Annotated in this window: 34 protein-coding genes; 4 read left to right on the top strand and 30 right to left on the bottom strand. The window is 68.6% G+C overall.

The annotated features are described in order from the left end of the window. Positions 1–58 precede the first annotated feature (58 nt). A complete protein-coding gene (locus ACFYMO_RS03925; protein WP_388544017.1) occupies positions 59–598 on the bottom strand; it encodes a hypothetical protein in 540 nt (179 codons plus the stop codon). 104 nt (positions 599–702) lie between these two features. On the opposite strand from ACFYMO_RS03925, the gene ACFYMO_RS03920 reads away from it, so the two are divergent. Continuing rightward, positions 703–873 (top strand): hypothetical protein, encoded by a 171-nt coding sequence (locus tag ACFYMO_RS03920; RefSeq protein ID WP_388544015.1) that lies wholly within the window; start codon positions 703–705, stop codon positions 871–873. A 144-nt stretch (positions 874–1,017) separates the two neighbouring features. Here the strand turns inward: ACFYMO_RS03920 and ACFYMO_RS03915 are convergent, their stop codons facing one another. The 24 genes from ACFYMO_RS03915 to ACFYMO_RS03800 all read right to left on the bottom strand — a co-directional run bounded on the left by ACFYMO_RS03915 (position 1,018) and on the right by ACFYMO_RS03800 (position 12,999). Continuing rightward, positions 1,018–1,503, bottom strand: a complete 486-nt coding sequence (locus ACFYMO_RS03915) for an HNH endonuclease signature motif containing protein (protein ID WP_388544619.1) — start codon at positions 1,501–1,503, stop codon at positions 1,018–1,020. 282 nt (positions 1,504–1,785) lie between these two features. After that, complete coding sequence (locus tag ACFYMO_RS03910; RefSeq protein WP_388544013.1) at positions 1,786–2,052, bottom strand: hypothetical protein; 267 nt, start codon at positions 2,050–2,052, stop codon at positions 1,786–1,788. A 5-nt stretch (positions 2,053–2,057) separates the two neighbouring features. Beyond that, positions 2,058–2,249: a hypothetical protein gene (locus ACFYMO_RS03905; protein ID WP_388544010.1), complete on the bottom strand. Its 192-nt coding sequence runs from the start codon at positions 2,247–2,249 to the stop codon at positions 2,058–2,060. 4 nt (positions 2,250–2,253) lie between these two features. Further along, positions 2,254–2,517 (bottom strand): HNH endonuclease signature motif containing protein, encoded by a 264-nt coding sequence (locus tag ACFYMO_RS03900; RefSeq protein WP_388544007.1) that lies wholly within the window; start codon positions 2,515–2,517, stop codon positions 2,254–2,256. 26 nt (positions 2,518–2,543) lie between these two features. Further along, on the bottom strand, positions 2,544–2,786 hold the full coding sequence (locus ACFYMO_RS03895; protein WP_388544005.1) for a hypothetical protein: 243 nt from the start codon (positions 2,784–2,786) through the stop codon (positions 2,544–2,546). Then, on the bottom strand, positions 2,779–3,321 hold the full coding sequence (locus tag ACFYMO_RS03890) for a class I SAM-dependent methyltransferase (RefSeq protein ID WP_388544002.1): 543 nt from the start codon (positions 3,319–3,321) through the stop codon (positions 2,779–2,781). Before ACFYMO_RS03890 ends, ACFYMO_RS03895 begins: the two co-directional genes overlap by 8 nt. After that, complete coding sequence (locus tag ACFYMO_RS03885; protein WP_388544000.1) at positions 3,321–3,512, bottom strand: hypothetical protein; 192 nt, start codon at positions 3,510–3,512, stop codon at positions 3,321–3,323. The genes ACFYMO_RS03890 and ACFYMO_RS03885 overlap by 1 nt, the downstream gene beginning before the upstream one ends. Before the next feature lie 143 nt (positions 3,513–3,655). Further along, positions 3,656–3,898 carry a hypothetical protein gene (locus ACFYMO_RS03880; RefSeq protein WP_388543997.1) on the bottom strand — a complete coding sequence of 81 codons (243 nt, stop codon included), beginning with the start codon at positions 3,896–3,898 and terminating at the stop codon, positions 3,656–3,658. A 120-nt stretch (positions 3,899–4,018) separates the two neighbouring features. After that, positions 4,019–4,276: a hypothetical protein gene (locus tag ACFYMO_RS03875; protein ID WP_388543994.1), complete on the bottom strand. Its 258-nt coding sequence runs from the start codon at positions 4,274–4,276 to the stop codon at positions 4,019–4,021. 83 nt (positions 4,277–4,359) lie between these two features. Further along, entirely contained in the window at positions 4,360–5,049 is a 690-nt protein-coding gene (locus ACFYMO_RS03870) for a hypothetical protein (RefSeq protein WP_388543991.1), read from the bottom strand. A 166-nt stretch (positions 5,050–5,215) separates the two neighbouring features. Next, positions 5,216–5,605, bottom strand: coding sequence for a hypothetical protein (locus tag ACFYMO_RS03865; RefSeq protein WP_388543988.1), 390 nt, complete (start codon positions 5,603–5,605; stop codon positions 5,216–5,218). 25 nt (positions 5,606–5,630) lie between these two features. Then, positions 5,631–5,942: a hypothetical protein gene (locus tag ACFYMO_RS03860; protein WP_388543985.1), complete on the bottom strand. Its 312-nt coding sequence runs from the start codon at positions 5,940–5,942 to the stop codon at positions 5,631–5,633. 12 nt (positions 5,943–5,954) lie between these two features. Continuing rightward, the gene (locus tag ACFYMO_RS03855; RefSeq protein ID WP_388543983.1) at positions 5,955–6,131 is read right to left on the bottom strand and encodes a hypothetical protein; all 177 of its coding nucleotides are present in this window, start codon (positions 6,129–6,131) and stop codon (positions 5,955–5,957) included. An 11-nt stretch (positions 6,132–6,142) separates the two neighbouring features. Beyond that, entirely contained in the window at positions 6,143–6,367 is a 225-nt protein-coding gene (locus ACFYMO_RS03850) for a hypothetical protein (protein ID WP_388543980.1), read from the bottom strand. Between the two features lie 18 nt (positions 6,368–6,385). Next, positions 6,386–6,862, bottom strand: a complete 477-nt coding sequence (locus ACFYMO_RS03845) for a hypothetical protein (protein ID WP_388543978.1) — start codon at positions 6,860–6,862, stop codon at positions 6,386–6,388. Then, positions 6,859–7,419: a DUF6919 domain-containing protein gene (locus tag ACFYMO_RS03840; protein ID WP_388543975.1), complete on the bottom strand. Its 561-nt coding sequence runs from the start codon at positions 7,417–7,419 to the stop codon at positions 6,859–6,861. Before ACFYMO_RS03840 ends, ACFYMO_RS03845 begins: the two co-directional genes overlap by 4 nt. Before the next feature lie 216 nt (positions 7,420–7,635). Continuing rightward, a complete protein-coding gene (locus ACFYMO_RS03835; protein WP_388543972.1) occupies positions 7,636–9,759 on the bottom strand; it encodes an FtsK/SpoIIIE domain-containing protein in 2,124 nt (707 codons plus the stop codon). Positions 9,760–9,773: 14 nt separating this feature from the next. Next, entirely contained in the window at positions 9,774–11,066 is a 1,293-nt protein-coding gene (locus ACFYMO_RS03830) for a hypothetical protein (protein WP_388543969.1), read from the bottom strand. 18 nt (positions 11,067–11,084) lie between these two features. Next, positions 11,085–11,303, bottom strand: coding sequence for a hypothetical protein (locus ACFYMO_RS03825; RefSeq protein WP_388543967.1), 219 nt, complete (start codon positions 11,301–11,303; stop codon positions 11,085–11,087). A gap of 87 nt (positions 11,304–11,390) precedes the next feature. Then, positions 11,391–11,558 carry a hypothetical protein gene (locus ACFYMO_RS03820; RefSeq protein ID WP_388543964.1) on the bottom strand — a complete coding sequence of 56 codons (168 nt, stop codon included), beginning with the start codon at positions 11,556–11,558 and terminating at the stop codon, positions 11,391–11,393. A 90-nt stretch (positions 11,559–11,648) separates the two neighbouring features. After that, on the bottom strand, positions 11,649–11,966 hold the full coding sequence (locus ACFYMO_RS03815) for a hypothetical protein (RefSeq protein ID WP_388543961.1): 318 nt from the start codon (positions 11,964–11,966) through the stop codon (positions 11,649–11,651). Continuing rightward, a complete protein-coding gene (locus ACFYMO_RS03810) occupies positions 11,966–12,211 on the bottom strand; it encodes a hypothetical protein (protein WP_388543958.1) in 246 nt (81 codons plus the stop codon). Before ACFYMO_RS03810 ends, ACFYMO_RS03815 begins: the two co-directional genes overlap by 1 nt. Next, positions 12,208–12,516 (bottom strand): hypothetical protein, encoded by a 309-nt coding sequence (locus ACFYMO_RS03805; protein WP_388543955.1) that lies wholly within the window; start codon positions 12,514–12,516, stop codon positions 12,208–12,210. The genes ACFYMO_RS03810 and ACFYMO_RS03805 overlap by 4 nt, the downstream gene beginning before the upstream one ends. 81 nt (positions 12,517–12,597) lie before the next feature. After that, positions 12,598–12,999: a DUF6907 domain-containing protein gene (locus ACFYMO_RS03800; RefSeq protein WP_388543952.1), complete on the bottom strand. Its 402-nt coding sequence runs from the start codon at positions 12,997–12,999 to the stop codon at positions 12,598–12,600. Between the two features lie 197 nt (positions 13,000–13,196). Between ACFYMO_RS03800 and ACFYMO_RS03795 the strand changes: the two genes are divergently transcribed. The 3 genes from ACFYMO_RS03795 to ACFYMO_RS03785 all read left to right on the top strand — a co-directional run bounded on the left by ACFYMO_RS03795 (position 13,197) and on the right by ACFYMO_RS03785 (position 15,547). Continuing rightward, positions 13,197–13,469 carry a hypothetical protein gene (locus tag ACFYMO_RS03795; RefSeq protein WP_388543950.1) on the top strand — a complete coding sequence of 91 codons (273 nt, stop codon included), beginning with the start codon at positions 13,197–13,199 and terminating at the stop codon, positions 13,467–13,469. A 114-nt stretch (positions 13,470–13,583) separates the two neighbouring features. Beyond that, positions 13,584–15,077, top strand: a complete 1,494-nt coding sequence (locus ACFYMO_RS03790) for a peptide deformylase (RefSeq protein WP_388543947.1) — start codon at positions 13,584–13,586, stop codon at positions 15,075–15,077. Beyond that, a complete protein-coding gene (locus ACFYMO_RS03785; protein WP_388543945.1) occupies positions 15,074–15,547 on the top strand; it encodes a GIY-YIG nuclease family protein in 474 nt (157 codons plus the stop codon). Before ACFYMO_RS03790 ends, ACFYMO_RS03785 begins: the two co-directional genes overlap by 4 nt. 79 nt (positions 15,548–15,626) lie before the next feature. Here the strand turns inward: ACFYMO_RS03785 and ACFYMO_RS03780 are convergent, their stop codons facing one another. From ACFYMO_RS03780 to ACFYMO_RS03760, 5 genes are all read right to left on the bottom strand, one after another. Continuing rightward, positions 15,627–15,881, bottom strand: coding sequence for a hypothetical protein (locus ACFYMO_RS03780; RefSeq protein WP_388543942.1), 255 nt, complete (start codon positions 15,879–15,881; stop codon positions 15,627–15,629). Further along, positions 15,878–16,198 (bottom strand): hypothetical protein, encoded by a 321-nt coding sequence (locus ACFYMO_RS03775; protein WP_388543939.1) that lies wholly within the window; start codon positions 16,196–16,198, stop codon positions 15,878–15,880. The genes ACFYMO_RS03780 and ACFYMO_RS03775 overlap by 4 nt, the downstream gene beginning before the upstream one ends. 189 nt (positions 16,199–16,387) lie before the next feature. Continuing rightward, complete coding sequence (locus ACFYMO_RS03770) at positions 16,388–16,567, bottom strand: hypothetical protein (protein ID WP_388543937.1); 180 nt, start codon at positions 16,565–16,567, stop codon at positions 16,388–16,390. A 50-nt stretch (positions 16,568–16,617) separates the two neighbouring features. After that, positions 16,618–16,848: a hypothetical protein gene (locus tag ACFYMO_RS03765; RefSeq protein ID WP_388543934.1), complete on the bottom strand. Its 231-nt coding sequence runs from the start codon at positions 16,846–16,848 to the stop codon at positions 16,618–16,620. Continuing rightward, positions 16,845–17,468: a hypothetical protein gene (locus ACFYMO_RS03760; protein WP_388543931.1), complete on the bottom strand. Its 624-nt coding sequence runs from the start codon at positions 17,466–17,468 to the stop codon at positions 16,845–16,847. The genes ACFYMO_RS03765 and ACFYMO_RS03760 overlap by 4 nt, the downstream gene beginning before the upstream one ends. Positions 17,469–17,484: the final 16 nt, after the last annotated feature.

Here is a 17,484-nt window from a genome sequence, read left to right as displayed (position 1 = left end):
CCGAGCCCAGCACAGCATTTCTTCCATGCTGCCCGCACACACCAGGAACCTCAGCACGTCAGCCCCCGATCGCAGCACGGTAGTCGGCGATCGCTGTCACGCCTGCCGGAGCCTGCTGCTGCGCAGGCTTCCGCTCCAGCTCGATCCGAGCCCGCCGGCGGTCCCCTTCCGTCGTCAGCAGCCGGGCCATCACGCTGTCGAGCGCCGACACGAACTGCCCATTCGGCGGCCGATCCGACGACAAGCCCCGCGACATCAGCTCAGCCGCATACCGGGCCATCGCCCAGTCCGACGGCTGATAGAACGCGGCCTGCCCCGACTCCCGCAGGCTGAGGTACCAGTCCCGCGCGATCGGATGCCACAACTCGTCCGGCTCCGGAAGCTCCGGCAGATCCACCGGCGCCCCCGACGGAGCCTTCGCCAGTTCGGGGCCCTCGTCCTTGTTCCGCCGTCGCCGCTCCTCCGAGCGCTTGGGGATAGGACCGTGCGTGCCCATGGCGACCTCCAGGGTCTGGCCCGCCTCCGGGGCGAGCGGGTGGGCGGATGAAGCACCGCGGGTGGGCGCCTCCAGGGCGACCGAGTCACGGTGGACGATCAAGAGGGCGGGGGCCTAGGGAACCCGTACAGACGGTCAGGTGCTATACGGCCCCGATGGCTGTGATCATGGGGGGAAGATCATCCCCCCAGGTGATCTTGAGGCGGATGATCTTCGAGAAGATCACGGATCATCGTGCGCGATCACTCCGACTGATCATTCACGGCTCGCGACGATCAACCTCGACCGCCGCGCACAGCCCGACGCCGCTCGCAGCTCACCGATTTCGATCACTCGACGAACATCAACTCGAACAGTTGCTCATGCTCGACACCTGATCACATGCCTCGCATGGCCTCACGCCTGCCTGCGCCCTGCCCCTACCGGTGCCCCACCACCGGAGAGGAGGGGTCCGACGTGGTGGCACCCAGCCTGCCTTGCCCATGCTCGGAGGGTTGCCTTGTGGCTGCGTCAGCTACCTGTCAGCTCGCCTTGGGTTGGGCAGCTCGCCTGGCGTTGAGGTTCCGTCGAGCGGTTCGATAGTTCCGACGCCAGCACTCCCGGCACTGTCGCCTGCCGGACTTGGGCTCGACGTAATACGCATCAGATCGAGTCAAGTCGTGGCCGTTCTTGCACCTGCCACCTTGACGAGCGTCGTATCCGCGTTGGATGTTCACGGCCCGTGCCACTGGCTCTAGATGTCCAGGGTTGACGCATGCCCGGTTGCGGCACAGGTGGTCCAGTTCGGCACCTTCAGGGATGGGGCCACAGTGTTCGGCGTAGAAGACTCGGTGGGCCAATCGTGTCCCGTGGATCTGGCGTGAGGTCCTGCCGTAGCCGTTGGAATAGCGCGCACCCTGCCACTCCCAGCATCCCGTTGGGGCGACGGCGTAGCGCAGGAGATTGTTCAGGTGCGGGTCGTCCGTGGTGCCGGTCGTCCTTGCGCGGCGGTAGTGGAGTTCGCACATGTCGTTCCTCAGCCGGCCCGGCACGCACTCTTCGTTGCCGATCTGGCAGGGGCACGTGCGTGTGCCCTGGCCTTGCAGGTTTATGGCCTGCTGGTCGCCGCATGGCTGGCAGTACTTGGCGTTGCCGTGACGGTGGGATATGTCCGTTCCGCAGTGTGCGCATGCGCGGGTAGCCTTGGGCATGTCGATCTCCTACTTGGATCGGCCGTGCCCCGGGAGTGTGTCCGCACTCGCCGGGGTCTGTGCTTCTAGTATCTCAACCGCCCCTGACAGCGTGGTCGTTCAGCGGCGTCGCCGTGCTGAAGTGCGGCCGACATTGCGGCGGTCGCCGGGCCAGACCCCTGTCATCTCCCGGTGGAGGCGGGCGCAATATCCGGCGGCGCGGCTGCCGAGGTAGCGCTTGAGGTGGCGCTTGCACCGGGTGAAGTCCGACGGGGTGTTCCAGCGGATCTTGGTGGTCCCGCCCTTGCCGGGGCCCCAGTATTGCTTCAGGGCGGCGGCATTGCCGCGGTTGCCCCTGTTGCTGCGTCCTCGCCCCTTGCTGGCCACGTGGATCACTCCTCGGGCTGCTGGTCCTGGTCGATGCGGGTGATGGTGGCTCCGCTGTGTGCGGGTATGGCGATGCAGGTGCCGTGTGGGTCGGCGAGTACAGCCCAGCCGTGGTCGATGGTGAGGGTGAGGTGGTTGTCCTCGGCGAGGATGTCCTCGCCCTGCCCCTTCGGATAGCGGATCAGGAACGCGGGCACGTGGTCACCTCAGCCCTGGATGCCGTTCGGGTGGGCGCCGTCTGCCGGGCCGCGGGTTGGCGCGTTGTGCGGCGTTGCCCTCGGCGCTGGACTTGCGGCCGTGGCATTCGGCGCACACGCCCTGCAACTTGGCGGGCTGGTGGTCGTCGGTCTTGGCTTTGATGTGGTCGCAGTGCGAACTGGGCCGCACGCCGCAGAGGACGCAGATCGGATCCCGGGCGAGGACTTCGGCGCGGATCTTCTTCCAGCCTCGGGGTAGCCGGCTCACACGATCCGAGCCCTGCCAGCCGCCGCTCATGGTTCGTCGTCTTCGTCGGCGAGGTCGTAGCCGCTGTTTTCGACGGCTTGTGCGGCGGTGACCATGCCGAGTGCGGTGACCCAGTCGACCGCGTCGGAGCGGCCTTTGACTAGGTGGACGCTGCCGTCGGCTTTGATGACTTTGAGGATGACGATGGCGTCCATGGTCATGTCGCCGTCGTCGATGTCGGCGGTGAGGCCGATCGCGTCGAGCATCTGCCCGATGGGCTGGTCAGCCACGGCGGGACCACCACCACACGCCGAGCGTGTTGCCGCGCATGGTCTCGACGCCGCCGCCGAGCTGGGCGAGGACGTGGTCCATGTCGTCGGGGTCCCACTGGTGCAGATGGGCTTCGTGCGGGTTGCCGTCGACGGCGCCCTGCTGGGAGTCGACGATGGGCACCGATACGAGGATGTGCCACGCGCCGGCGGCCTCGACGCGCTCCAGCAGTGCGACGGCGTCTTCGCGCGGCATGTGTTCGAGGACGTCGCCGAGGATGACAAGATCCCGGTGGAACAGGTGGTCCGCCGACTCGCGCACGTCTTCGATGTGGATCTCGTCGTACATGGTGCGGGTCTTCGTCGAGCGCAGCTTGTACTTGGCCACGTAGGGCTTGTGGATCTCGACTGCGGTCCACCACACGCCCTTGTGCACGGGCCGGAACAGTCGCGCGTAGGTGCCCTCTCCGGGGCCGACGTCGCACACGGTGTCGGGCAGGTGCCGCTCGAACCGGGTCAGGGACCAGTCCTTGCCCTCGGCGTCACTCGTCGGCATCAGTCCACCACCGCTTCGTAGTAGAGGATGGTCTCTCGGGGTGCGCTGAAGAGGATGCGCATCTGGTCGTCCATGAGGGTCAGCCAGTCGGGCCCTCGCTCGATGGCGGACACGGCGCGGGCGGTGCAGGTGTCGCCGTCGCGGAACTCGATGTGGTAGTTCGTCGGCGGCGGGTTCTTCACGTGGGTCATGGCGCGGGCTCCTTGTGTTGGGAGGGTCCTGCTGCCCGCACCCTCCCGACGGCGGGCAGCAGGGGTCAGGATGTTGGTGGCCGCCCCGTGCCCTCGGCGGGGCGGCCACCATGGGGCTCAACAGCTGGGCTGGAGCACCCGGTCTACGCGGCCCGCGGGGCGCGTTGGGGTGTGGGCCGGTAGGTGCGTGCGAGGGCTTCGATCTCAGGCAGGGCGTACATGGTGCGGGCGAAGTGTCCGATACCGAGGGGCCGGCCGTCACCGTCGAACTTGCGGATCTTCCCGCGTGACGCCCACTTGCGGATCACCTGCTGCGGGACGCCGGTACGTTCGGCGGCTTCGTGGGCGAAGACGAGGTCTTCGACCTGGAGGTAGATGACGTCCACGGCACACCCCCGACATGACGAAACCCCCGCACTCTGGCGGGGGTCCGGTGGCATTTAGGGCGCAGTGAGCCCGTCTGCGATCAGTGTGACATAGCCGGGAATCCTCCGGCAAGCAAGACCTCAACGGCGCCGAGTCACCCGGTCCACATGGGCGTGTCCCGTTGCCATTCCCAGCGCTAGGAACAGCGGGCAGGCGACCAGAGCGAAGACTGTGGTGTCGTGACCGGCGCCCTTCATGCCGGCCATGAAGCCGAGGTAGCCGACAGACACAGCGGCCATGAGTGCGATCGGCGGTACCCACTCGACAGACCGCTTGATGGCGCTGAAGGCCCGAACATTCAGGCGGTAGTAGGCGCGGGCTGCACGGACGATGAGCATGGAACCTCCAAGGGCTGCTTCCAGGGTAGAGGTGTGGCCCCGCCGCACTGGGGGTTTGGCGGGGCCACAAGGGGGGTGGCTGGCTAGTAGGCGAGGTCTTTCTTCAGCTTGTCCACGTCGGGGCCGCTGTCGGTCTTGGGCATTTTCCACCGGTAGGTGGTGCCGGCGCCGTCGGTGTAGAGGAGGGTGCCGCCGCGCTGGGCGTCGCTGAGGTCGAATACGGCGGAGTCCCACGCCCATGTGCCGGCTGCGATGTTGCCGCCGCCGTTGAAGTGTTCGGGGGTGACGTTGAATGCGGCGTCTCCGTCGCCGTCACCGATGGCCTGCCCGTCTGGTGTGGCCCATTTCCAGCCGCCTCCGCCGGCGGGGGCTTCTTCGGAGGTGTCGACGGCGTTGGTGGCTTTGTCTTTGGTGGTGACGACGGCGAACAGGTCGTTGTCGGGGGTTTCGCCGGTGGCTTTGTCGACGTAGACGACGGTGGTGGGTGTGATCTCCAGTTCGCCGGTGCCGTCGCCGCCGATGGTGGTTTGTGCTTCGCCGAGCTTGTGGTTCTTGGGCTGCTCGGGCTTGCGGGGTTTGCCGCCGTTGCCGACGGCGTTGGGGCCGCAGAGTTCGTTCCAGTCGGCTTGGGACAGGTCGGAGTCTTTCCCGCAGCCCTTGTCGGCGGTCTTCTTCGGCTCGGTGTCGGCGTGTCCGCCGCCGTCGTTGTTGCTGCAGGCGGTGAGGGGCAGCAGGGACAGGACGGCCACGGTCGCGTATATGCGGATCTTCACGATTCCCCCCTTGTGGTTGAGAAGCGGATCGTATCGACGGCCTGACGCCGTCGGGAGCCGTATGCGACGGGTGTGACCGTTCCGTGCCCCAACGGCCCCCGCTTCGGCGGGGGCCTACAGTGGGCGACACCGCCCCTCCCGATATCCCCGGGAGGGGCGGGCCGGGTCAGACGCGGACGAGGGCCTTGCCCAGTTCCTTGAGGAACTCCTGCTGGGTCTTCTTGGCGACGTCGTCGTCGGTGCACACGGAGCTGTTGTTGTACTCGGCGAGGGTCTGCAGGCCCTTGGGGATGTGTGTGTAGAACGGGCCGTACAGGTTCCAGGCGCGTTCGGCGGACATGGTGCCGCACATGGGCATGGGCCGGCCGGTGATGGTCGACGACATGCGGGTGAACGTGTACTCGTGGACGAGGTCGGACCAGGAGCCGGACCAGGTCTTGTTGGGGACGATGCAGTAGTAGGTCTTGCCGATCACGACGGCCTTCGCGAACTTCCGGCCGTCCTTGCCTGCCTTGTGCTGGGCGATCTGCTGGTCGATGGCGGAGAAGATTCCCATGGTGTGCTCCTTCGGTGGGGTGTGGTTAGCGCCAGGTCCAGGCGCTGCGGGTGTTGGCGGCGTTGCGGGCTGAGTCGGCGAGCTGCTGGGCGTCGAGGGCCCAGTCGGCGGGCATCTTGGGGTGCTGTGCGGCGGTGGTGAGGATGCGCGCCATGTCGCCGGCGTCGCGGGCGGTGACGGTGAACGGGTCACCGGACCGCCGGGCGAAGATGGAGCGCACGCGGCGCCAGTCGCGGCCGGGCAGCACGTGCGCGATGTGCTGGCCGAGGTTGCTGATGCTGGTGTACGAGCGGCGCATGTCGTCGCAGTCGGGGCGGTGCGAGATGTTCCAACCCATCGGGTTTCTCCTTCAGTCGTTGGCGCGGCGGTAGGTCGCGGCGAGGTCGGGGTCCTTGGCGGCTTCCTTGAGGCGCTTCTTCAGGTCGGTGTCGCTGTAGACGGCGATGCCGGTGCTCGATCCGGTGCAGCCGGGGAGGCGCTTGCCGGACCGGGATCGGATGGTGAGGACGTACTTCGCGGTGGGCATCGGGTTCTCCTTCAGCGGGTGATGGGTTCGGTGATTTGTGTCCAGCCGTGCATGTGCTCGGCCAGGGCCTGGTCGGTGGTGAGGTGGACGCGGTAGCCGGCGTCGTCGTGAAAGCGGAATGCCTGGGAATCGGCGGGGGCGGCTACTGTCCCGGTCTTGACGAACTTGATTCGGCCGGTCGGGTCGCGTCGGGTGACTCGGACCCGGTCTCCGGGGGCGGGTGTGTAGCTCGGCATGTGTTTCTCCTTCAGATTTCAGATGCCGCGGTCGGCGGCGCTGGTAGCTGCTTGGGCGAGGACGGCCGCAGCGTGCGCGGTGCTGGCCAGTCGCCGGTTCTGTTCGGGGATGGGGTCACCGCCGCCGAGAGCCCGGCGCAGCAGCAGACGGGCTTCGCCTTCGTCGGCGTGGGTGCGGGCTTCGGCCCGGATGGCTTCGGCGAGGCACATGCCGCCGCCGCTGTTGTGTGCGGCGTCTCGGCACCAGCCGTCGCGGAGGATGCGGGCTCGGGCCCGTTGGAGGAGCGCGGCGACGGGGGTCTGCTCGACGGCCGGCTGGGTGTCGACGGGCAGGTGCGGCACCGTCGGCGTGTCGAGGTGGGCGGTGTTCACCGCGTGGGCGAGGGCGGCCTCGTCGAGGCGGACGGTCATCGCAGCGTCGGCCATGGCCATGCGCGTCTCCAGGTCCAGCTCTCCCGCCGGGGCGACCGCCGGGGCGAGGGTGGCGGCGGTCATCGGGCCACCTCGGCGAGGAACTTCTGCAGCGGTCCGGTGCCGGACGGCCCCCACACCGGGTGGACGACGGCGACGGGCTGGGCGTCGCCGACGGCCCGGTAGGCGGTTCGGTGGATGCCGTGCCACATGCTGCGCAGGACCCGACCGTCAACACGCTGACCGAACACGGTGATCGGCTCGCCGTTGCGGTCGGTGACGACAGTCCACTGGCCGCCTGTCGTGGCCCGGAGTCCGTGCCGCTGGGCGGCGCGCCTCACGCGCTGCAGCATGTCCGGGTCGGCGACGAACCCCTCGACGGCGGCGCGCTGCCTCCAGCGGGCTCCGTCGTAGCCGGCGCCATCCGTCCCGGGCTGCGAGCAGGTGGTGAGGAACCCGGCCCGGTTGGCGGCAGCCAGAGGCGACACGAGCGGGCGGGTTTCCTCGTCGGGGCCGTAGCCGGCTTCGTTGCCGGGCCACGATTTGAGGTCGCCCTCCAGCCAGCGGGCCATGAGGTGGCCGAGGTCTGCGACGGTGCGGGCGTCGGCCCATGTGCGGCGGTCCGCGCGGGACATTCCCATGATCGAGTCTCCTGTTCGGCAGATGGTGCATATGTGGATCTTTCGGGCATTGTGGTACGTCGAGAGGTACGACAGTGGGGGGATAAGTGCAGGTGGGAGGTCAGTCAGAGGTACGTCACGGACTGTCCGAGGACTGCGCTCCCGACAGCGACTGTCGGACCTGTGTCAGACCTGCGACCTGCGGCGATCCCGTCGGCGACGTACCTCTGTCGGACCTCATTTCGCGCTCTGACCGGCCTGGACGATGTCGTCGAGGGTGTAGCCCGTCGACCGCTCCCCGCCGTCCGGGGACGGCACTCGGCGGGTCTCCAGCTCGACACCGGCCGCGTCGAGCGCGTCCTTGACGAGCTTCCCGGCGCGGGTCGCGTAGGCCCGGTCGGACTCCCCGTCGCGGCGGGCGTACTTCGACGGCTCGTGCACAGCGAACGCAGAGATCACCTCTCCGTTGGTGACCGACCCGCGGCCGGTCGCCTTCGCCAGCATCTCCAGCCGCTCCAGCACCGTCACCCGGCTGATGCGGCCGTTGCCGCGCTCGCCGCCGGCAGCCGACGACACGCCCGTCTCTCGCATCAGGTATGCCTCGATCGGGTCGTGCCACTGACCCGGCAGTCGTCCCGCCTCACGCCGCAGCTCGATCGCCTCGGCCGCGGCCACACGCTTCTCCTCCGGCTTCACCAGGAAGGAGCGGGCATCTACAACGCCAGTCTCCGGGGTGGACAGCCAGTGCCGGCCGGGCTGGTTGATGGGGATGCTGGCCGCGTTGTACCCCTCCCCAGTCATGCCGTCGCCGAGGATCGTGTTCGAGGCACTACCAGACTCGGTCTTCACCGCGGCCCGGCCGACGTGGTTCTGCCGAAGCCGGCCGCGGACCACATCCACCTCGGGCACCTGGGTGAGGTCGATGAGGATGATGCCGAGCGCGGCAGCGACGGCGGCGATCTGCGCCAGGTTCTCGGTGATCTCGTCGGCCCACTTGCTGGTGCCCTTGGGCGTGTAGGTGGCGAGTTCGTCGATGACGAGCAGCTCGATGCCGCCGAGGAGGCGCATCAGCTCGCCGTAGTGCTCATCGTCGATCTTCTCGAGGTTGTGCTGGTCGAGGATGTCGGACCGCCGGTCCAGGTCGTCGAGCACGCCGCGGAGGAACACGGCGAGGCGCTCGGGGTCGCGCTTGACGAACGTTGCCAGCAGCGGAGCGAACGGGTTGTGCTCGGCGGTGCCCTTGCCGTCGAAGACGCGGATGTTGACCCACGGGTCCTTGGCTGCCCCGATGAGGAGGTTGGCGAGGAACATGCCTTTGCCGCGGCGGGTGGCGCCTCCGACGAGGAGAGACGTGTCGCGAATGTGGAAGGAGATCGGGTTGCCGCGCTTGCCGAACGAGACGGGGATCCCGGTGTGCCAGGTGTCGGTCGGCCCGCGGTGCTGCAGGAGCGGCGAGGGGCGCACGACGTCGAAGGGGTTCTGGTCGGACACCCAGATCTTCAGGCGTGAGGCGTTGGAGCCTTCGCCCCGGTCGACGTCGAGGTCCATCCAGTCCCGATGGACGCCGAGGGCGGAGGCGAGCTGTTCGGCCTTGGTCAGGGCGGCCGTGGCGGGGATACCGGCGGGGAGTTCCGCGGTGTAGGCGGTGCCGGGGCCTTCGGTGCGGGGCAGGCCGACGCCGGTGATCTCGTCGGCGCGCCGTTCGGGGACGATGCCCGCTTCGACGAGGGCGCGGCGCATGGTTTCCTCGCCGAGCTGGCTCGCTTCCCGCGGCGCCTGGGACGGGCCGACCTCGCCCCTGGTGGGCTCGGGGGCGGGCGGGGTCGGCCGTCCGTTCACTGCACCGACGACGAAGGTGCCGATGGTGAGGGCCAGGTCGACCCAGAGTCCTCCGGTGACGACGCCGGTGGCGAGACCAGTAGCGCCCGCGGTCCCCCAGCCGCCGGTCTTGATCCAGTGCCAGCGCTTGTGGAGCCGGTATGCGGCGCGGCGCTCGGTGAGGCTGCGGCGGGCCGAGTCCTCGGCCGACACATCCCCCGACGCCGCCTTCAGCTCTGCCTTGGCGGAGGCGATCATCTGCGGGTAGTCGTCGCGGCGGGCGTCCAGCCAGCGGCGGCCGAGCTGCCGGTAGCCACGCACCGTCCACCCGACGTACAGGCGGTTGTCTGCGGCGTGCTGCCGGGCGCGGGCGGCGAGCGCCGCACCCGACTCGATCCACGCCGGCCGCACCGACTGCCCCTGATGCTCGACCACCGTCCCCTCAAACGGAGCCGGGGTGTCCTTCACGAGGGCCAGCGGAGGCCGGTCGGTGGCTGCCTCGGCGGCGTCGGCGGGGACCCGCACAGTGGTGTCGATACTCATCTCGTCGGGTCCTCTCACTTACCGTCGGCGGCAGCCGGCTTGGCCTGCTCGATGGCCGCCTGCTTCTTCGCCCCAGCGCTGTACGGCTGCGTGTCCCCGGGGGTCCGGCGAGGCGGTGTGCCGCCGTTGAAGCGGCGCCCGTCGGGCGCGTCAGGAGCCTTCTTCGAGCGGGCAGCCTTTTGGGAAGTGATCAGGGAGAACTCGCCCTCTATCGGCATCTCCGTGACCGTCTTCATTCGGGCCTGCGCAGCACGCGCCGTCGCCTCAATCTCGGTGGTGTAGCCGACCCTCTTCGAGCCGGTGACGACGTACCACGCCTCGCTCCAGATGGCTTCGGTGACGACCGCCTCACCGCGGGCCGAACGCAGCGACTCTGCTACCTCCCACACGTCCGGGTGCCGACGCTGACGGTCGCTGTCGCGGCGTTCCTGCTCGACCTCTGCACGCCGCTTCTGGTCGAGCCGCTCCGCCGCAGACTTCTCCTCGGCGGCGCGTTTCTCGGCCTTCGCCCGCTCCCGATCCTTCGCGGCGGCCTTCTCCGCCTTCTCCGTCGCGCGCCGCTCCCGGAACGAGGGAATGCCGTCGGCTTTCTGCGCGATGCCATGCTCGTAGGCCATCAGCACGATCGGCCCACCCAGCGAGGCGATGGCGCCGATCAGGCCCGCGTTGAAACCGATCCGCGCGTCGGCCATACCGCCGTACAGGTTGATGGCGGCGGCGATCAGCGCACCGAGCATGATGCCCACCCGGTACGGGGCCACGTCGCGCTTGTGGGCCACCGCCCACGCGGCGCCGCACGCGAGGACCAGAGCGAAACCCTCCAGCAGGCCGGGCGCGGCGATGAGGAACGGCCTCTCGGGGTCCCAGAAGTGCAGGAACTGCACCGGCGCGGCGATGATCAGACCGACGGCGTAGATTCCGCGGGCCCCCCACTTCCAGTACCTCTCGCTGCGCTGCTGCTCCGCGGCACGGTCAGCCTCTTGCTGCGCCTCCTCGGCTTCCTGCCGCTCGGCCTTGTCCTTCGCGGCCCGCTCCTCAGCGGCCTTGCGCTGCTGCTCGGCCATGTGCCGGTCGTGCGCGGCCTGGTCCTTCTCCAGCTTCAGCCGGGCCCGCTCGTTGGCGAGGCGCTGCTTCTCCGCCTCCTCCTTGGCGACGATCTCGGCGGCCTTGGCCTTGCCCTCGGCCTCGATGCGCAGGGCTTCGGACTCGGCGTAGGACTTGGATCGGATCGCGTCCGCCTTCGCCTGCTCCACCGGATCGGCGGCTTGGCGCTCGTAGCCGTTGACGTGCTCGGTAGCGGTAGACATCGGTCAGCCTCCTTCCGGTCAGACAGTTGAGTGCGGTCGGTTCTGGTGCTTGCTGGCGGCATCGGTGCGGATGCGGCCTTCGTCGATGGCCCCGTCGAACACGAGGGCCATGACGACGAGGCCGGCGATGGCGAGCCGTACCGGGGCGGGGGCGTCCAGCCCGACGAACCAGGCCAGACCCGCGATCAGCAGCGCGAGACGCGCCCTCGTCGCCGCGATCAACATCGAGATGTTCATGACGTCCTTCCAAAACTCAGGGGTGGGGTGCTTGGCCGGTTCTCCTTGGGCGCCCGGACCTCGTGCCGGGCACCCGCGGACAGCCGGTCAGCGGCTGTTCTTCTCCAGGGCCTTCAGGGCGACCGCGGTCTCACCCCGGCTGTGCGGGGCCAGCTCCTCCTCGACCGCGGCCCTGATCTCCTGCTCGGAACGACCCATCCGCTGCAGCCGCTCCATCAGCGTCACCACGCGGTCTGCCAGCTCGTTAGAAGCCATCTCGTCTTCCCTCCCTAGTGGTGGTCCGGCCGGTCTGGCCGGCTCCCCTCACCGCCCGACTGGGGGTGTGCCGGGCGGATCGGGCAGCCGTCAGCCCCGCGAATCGGACCGGGAAGGCTGCTGCTCGGAGGGGTCGGCGTCGATCCAGTCGAGGCCACCCCAGTCGGCGACACGGTCAGCCCACTCCGCCGCCACATCCGCCAGCGGACGCGACCGGCCCGGCCACACGAACTCGTCAGCCACGAACAGGGCCACCACACCGGCGCCCGTCGCCAGCAGAAACGCGGGCAAAAACCCGACACCCTGCGTGAACAGGAACGACGCCAGACCGGCAGCCACAGCCCACGAGACGAAGAACTCGGCCAGAGACAGCAGCCACACGACCACCGTCGCCACAACAGCCCGCATCACCGACCACCCGCCTCGGGCTGCGGCACCGCGCGGCACTGCTTGGCGTGGGCCTGCGCCTCACCGCGGGCGTCCGCGAGACCCGCCTGCGGGCTGTCCGGGTCCGACCGACGGTTCGACACCTGCTGCCCGCAGCCGCCGCACGGGCCGCCGAAGTTGTTGACCGGGTCGGGGCCGAACAGATCCACCGCCGCCCCACCCACCGTCAGATAGCGGGCCACCAGCCCCGCCGGCCAGGCACTCACGCCGCCACCCCCGCCGGCTGGGCGCCGAACAGCTCGATGGCGTGCAGCTCGTCGAACAGCGGCACCGAGTCGTCCGGGTTGGCCACGTCGTAGCGGCGGGCCTCCGCCAGCAGCCGCAGCTCGTCGAACCACACCCCCGTCCGACGCGCGGCGATGTAGTCCGTCACCAACTCCGCACGGTAGGCCGCATTCGCGTCCGCCACCGACACGGCGGCCCGGCGGTGGGCGGACAGGTCCGAAACCGTGGCGGCGTCGCCGTCGGACAGGGAGACGGGAGACGAGGACAGGGTCGTGACAGGATTCATTGCGGGTCCCTCCATGGGGGATCAAGGCCCCGGCCGGCGGTTGGGTCGCACGGCCGGGGCCGCTACGGGGTGAGAGTGAGATCAGGCGCTGGGCATGGCGTCGACGACGCGGCGCAGGTGCTCGACGTGGGCGGCGATCCGGTCCAGCTCGGCGCGCGCCTGGTGCTTGGACAGCTCGGAGAACTCGCCGGAGCCCGTCGCGTCGAACGCGAACCTCGGGCGGGACTCGCCGGCGAACGACCACTCGGCGATGTGCCCGACCAGAACGTCCTCCCGGCGGCTCACGCCCACCGGCGCCGAAACCGACAGGGAGTCGGACGAGTGGGAGACGTCCTCCAGGAAGTACTCGTCCCGGGCGGCATGCACGACGGTGCACCACGCCGGACAGTCGACGATCACACGCTGACCGCGGACGTAGGCGACGGCCTGGCGGGGGTGGTCCCCCGAGCTGGCGGGGGCGGACGTGGCTACACTGCTGCTCATGGGGTTGCTCCTTCTGCGATAAGGGGCTTCCTCGCCCCGTTCGGTGTTGGCGCACCGGACGGGGCTTTTTTCGTGGCCTGTTGTTCCGCCGCGATGACACCTATAGTTGCAACATGACGAAGCAGGCGCAAGTCCTTCGAGGAAGATTCCCGAGACCGAACCCGGACGGCTGCTGCCACGTGTGGCAACATGCCGTCATGACGAGCGAGGAGAGAGAGCGGGAAGCGGCAGCCCTGACGGAGCTCGACAAGCTGACCGCCACCTACAGGGAGGCCGAAGAGTCCTTCGACCGGGCCCGCCAAGCTCTCCAAGCTGGGATCGTCAAGCACCTCATGGAGCGCAACGCCGCCCCCGGGAAGATCGCGGCGCACAGTCCTTACGATCGGAATCACATCCGGCGTATCGGCATCCAGGCCGGCGTCCCTCCGCTGCGCAGTAAGACCGTGCGCAGCACCCAGGCGTCCGACTGATTCGTACTGGCTCATGTCGTCGTCCGTCATGCCTTGAGGTAATCGCGGAGCGCACACATGAGGACACCGTGAGCAGCACTCACTCATAGATCACGCACAGGCACAGGGGGACCCATGCCTGAAAGGCAGCAAGGCATCGACTTCGTCGCCGAGCTGAAGTACTGGCGGGACGTGCGAGGCTTCTCGCAGTCGAAGCTCGCCCAGGCGGTGGGCTACACGCCGTCCTACGTCTCGAAGGTCGAGGGCGGCACCCAGCGACCGTCGGAGTCCTTCGCCCGCCAGACGGACACGGTGCTCCGGGCTGGTGGTGCCATCGTGCACGCCTACCGCGAGCTGGAAGCGCAGGGCCGGCCCGTTCCCGCCCAGCATTCGGGTCCGGACCACGGGGCACCGCACGAGGCGAGCCTCATCGTCGAGCACGAGGACACCGCCCTGTTCTACGACGGGTCGACGTACCGGGCCACGCAGCGCCGCCGCCTGTACAACGACAGCCCGGATCCGATCACCCAGTACCTGATCCGCATCTCCGTCGACCGCTACCCCGGCAACCCGGAGCGCTCCAATCAGCACTATCGGGAGAACCCGCTGACCTGGGGAGAGATCGACCTCAGCGCCAGCATCGACGGTGAGCCGTTGACGTGGACGGTGCGGCACGACCGGGACGCGTTCAAGGAACTGTGGCTGCTGCTGGAGAACGAGCACGGCCGCTACCCGCTCTACCCGGGCGAGGCGGCGTGGCTGGAGTACAGCTACACGGTCGGCGACGACAAGTGGGGATCCTGGTTCCAGCGGGCCGTGAGGCTCCCGACCCGCCGGCTCAGCGTCCGGCTGGACTTCCCCGCCGATCTCGCCCCGACCGTGTGGGGCACCGAGACCACCATGACAGCGACGGCGATGCCGTTCCGTACCGCGATCCGTCGCACCGACGAGGACGGCCGGCGCGTCTTCTCGTGGTCGACGGAGGACCCGCCGTTGCATGCCCGCTACAGGCTCGAATGGAAGTTCCGCAGTCAACCAGAGGAGGAGATCACCACGGACGTGACCGCCGTGAGGCCCAGCGACCGCATGCAGGAGATCGGCATCGTCCAGGAGGGCGACCCGATCCTGACGAAGACGGCGCGCGAGTTCACCCTGCCTGACGAGGCCGAGGACGCCCGCCGCGTCATCGCCGAGCTCGTGTCCGCGACTGAGCGCGCATCCACGGTGCACAACTTCGGCAAGGGCATGGGCATCGCCGCCCCGCAGATCGGCATCGACCGGGCTGCCGCCATCGTCCGCACCCCCGACGGCGAGAGCATCACGCTGCTGAATCCGCGGTACGTCGAGGAGTCGCAGGAGACGGACGAGCAGTACGAAGGCTGCCTGAGCTTTTTCGACGTGCGTGGCATGGTGCCCCGGCCCCTGTCGGTCAGCGTCGAGCACACCGGCATCGACGGCCAGAAGCGCATCACGATCTTCGAGCGAGGCGTGGCCCGGCTCGTCGCCCACGAAGTCGACCACCTGCACGGCATGCTCTACCGGGCCCGCATGCGGCCGAGCGTCGAGCCCATCCCGGTATCTGAGTATCGGGGCACCGGGAGCCGCTGGAGCTACGGGGAGGGACGATGAGCATCGACGACCCCATCGCTTCGGAGATGACCGACTACGTTGTCCTCGGCCCCTTTGAAATCGAGGATGACCCAAACACCTGGTACGCCGTACAGCCCAAAGAGGACACCTCATGGAGGAAAGCCGCCAAGCAAGAGGCGGCAGCGCGGGGCGATGACGTCCGTACTGCGGTGTACAGGCTCCGCGACAGTGATGACCAGCTTCTCTATGTCGGCATCAGCACCAAGCCCCCGCAGCGTTGGGTACAGCATGCACAGAGCAAGAAATGGTGGCCGGAGGTCGCCACCCTGTGCCTCGAATGGTGCGACAGCCAAGCAGAAGCGCGAGCCGTGGAGGCGCACGCCATCAGGGTAGAACGGCCGCAACACAACATCGTGCACAACAGCAAGCCTCGCAGTCGGGCTGAATGGATCTGCATCCGTGAGACGCGAGTGTCTAGCCGTCCTGCGCACTGGGTCGAGGCGGAGTAGCCCAGCTACCGCTGACCGCCTGACCCCGTACACGACGATGCCCCCGGCCGCGGGTTGCGGCCGGGGGCTTTCGTGTGGGTCAGTGTGCGGTGGTGAGCTCCATGAAGGTGACGACGCCGGTGGTGTCGTTGATGGTGATGGTGACGAGTACCAGATCCTTTGCGGCGGTGCGCATGTGGACGGGGCCGTCGTCGTACCTGGTGAGCTTCTGGGTGGCGTTGTGGGGGTCTGCCCGTAGGTCGTCGATGAGGCTGAGCACGCTGTCGCGTCCGTCGTCGGGGAGTGCCCATACCTGCTGCTGGATGTCAGTCGGAATGATCACGCGCCAGGTCACGCGGCGTTGCTCCCATGTTGCCGACGGTTTGCGGCGTCGGCCCGGAGCTGTTCTAGGAACGTGTCGGTGTGGGCCTCGGCCTCGGGGGACTCACGGTACTCGGGTGGGAGCTCGCCGTGGTCCCGAATGTAGGACTGGATCTGATCGAGTCCGAGCTTGGAGGCTTCCCACTGTTCGACGAAGCGTGTCCATCGGGCGATGACGTCGGGGAGTCGGTCGACTGGCGTCAGGTTGACGTCGCGCATGAAGGTCGCACGGAGCTCGGGGTGTGGCAGGGCGTGGGCGATGGTGTCGATGGTCCACGGCTGTTCGCTCATGCCGGCCCCTCATGCTCAGAAATCCTGTAACTCGACACTCGTTGCTCGTGACTGTTCGTGGTTGCGTATATCTCGTCTCAGTGACACGACATTAGCGCGGAGGTAGAGGTCGGCGCAGGGGTGTGGGCACATGTGTTGAGGTGTCTTCCATGAGTTTGGTGGGAGTTTTGGTGAAGCCGTGTTGAGGGTTCACGCTTCCGGCCGCGCGTAGATCCACACGCTGTATGTGCCGTCGCTGGTGGCCTCGGGTTCGCTGGGTCCGCTGCCGCCGGTGAGGTGGGCGAGCTGGTAGGCGGCGCGGGTGGCGATCTGCGGGTCGCCGGCTTCGATGGTGATGCGGACGTGGCCGGGCAGGTCGAGGGGTGTCATGCCGGGGGTGACACGGCGAGGCCCCCGCCGGTTGCTGGCGGGGGCCGGGTTCACTCGGTGGTGTGGTGGATGGCTCGGACTTCGAGGGCGTCGGCTTCGAGGTCGATGGCTGCTGCTGCGGTGTCGAGGTCACAGTCTGGGTCGTCGGCGAGGTTGCGGCACGAGTCGGCGACGGCTCGGAGGAGGGCGAGGACGTTGCAGGCTGCGATGTAGGGCTGCCCGTTGGTGGCGGTGACGATGGGCATGCGGTTGCTGGCCGGCTGAACCGTCTCGTCGCTCATGCCGCGGCCCTCTCCGCCAACGGGAGCTGCCGGAGTTCGGCCCACCCGTATTGGGTGCCGCATTGGCAGCGCCGGCCGGGGGTGTCGAGCGTGATGCGCATGGTGGCGTCGCACAGGGCGCAGACGACGGTGACGCGGCGGGCGGGCGGCTCGCCGGACACCTGGGCTCGACACGCGGATACGGCGTCCCTCACCTCGGTGAAGAGTTCACGGAACGCCTCATGGTTCTCGGCGGCCCAGGGGAGGAGGATGCGGAGCCGGCTGACGGCCTGATCAAGCTGGCCCTGCAGCCCGCCCTGCCAGCGGGGGTGCCGATAGCCCAGGTGCTCGTGGATGTCGACGAGCCAAGTCTGGAGGATGGTGACGACTCCCCCGCGGCTGGCCAGCGACAGCGGCTCGAGCCGTATGGGCAGCGGTGCGGTGCGGCTGCCGGAGACGCGGGCGCTGTCGCCGACGGTGCCGGGGGTGAGGACGGTGGCGAGCTGGGCGTACAGCCCACGCGGCCCGGCCAGATCCTGCAGCAGCCGGTCAAGCTTGCGCACGCAGGCGCCACACGCCTGATGCCCGAGCTCGCTGTCCCACAGGTTCTGCTGGCAGACGGTGCAGGTGGTGGTGTCCATGGGTGGCTCCTGTCGC

Origin of the sequence: Streptomyces sp. NPDC007025, from assembly GCF_042869455.1 — a bacterium.
Classification (GTDB): Bacteria; Actinomycetota; Actinomycetes; order Streptomycetales; family Streptomycetaceae; genus Streptomyces.
This window is presented reverse-complemented; position numbering and strand designations above follow the sequence as displayed.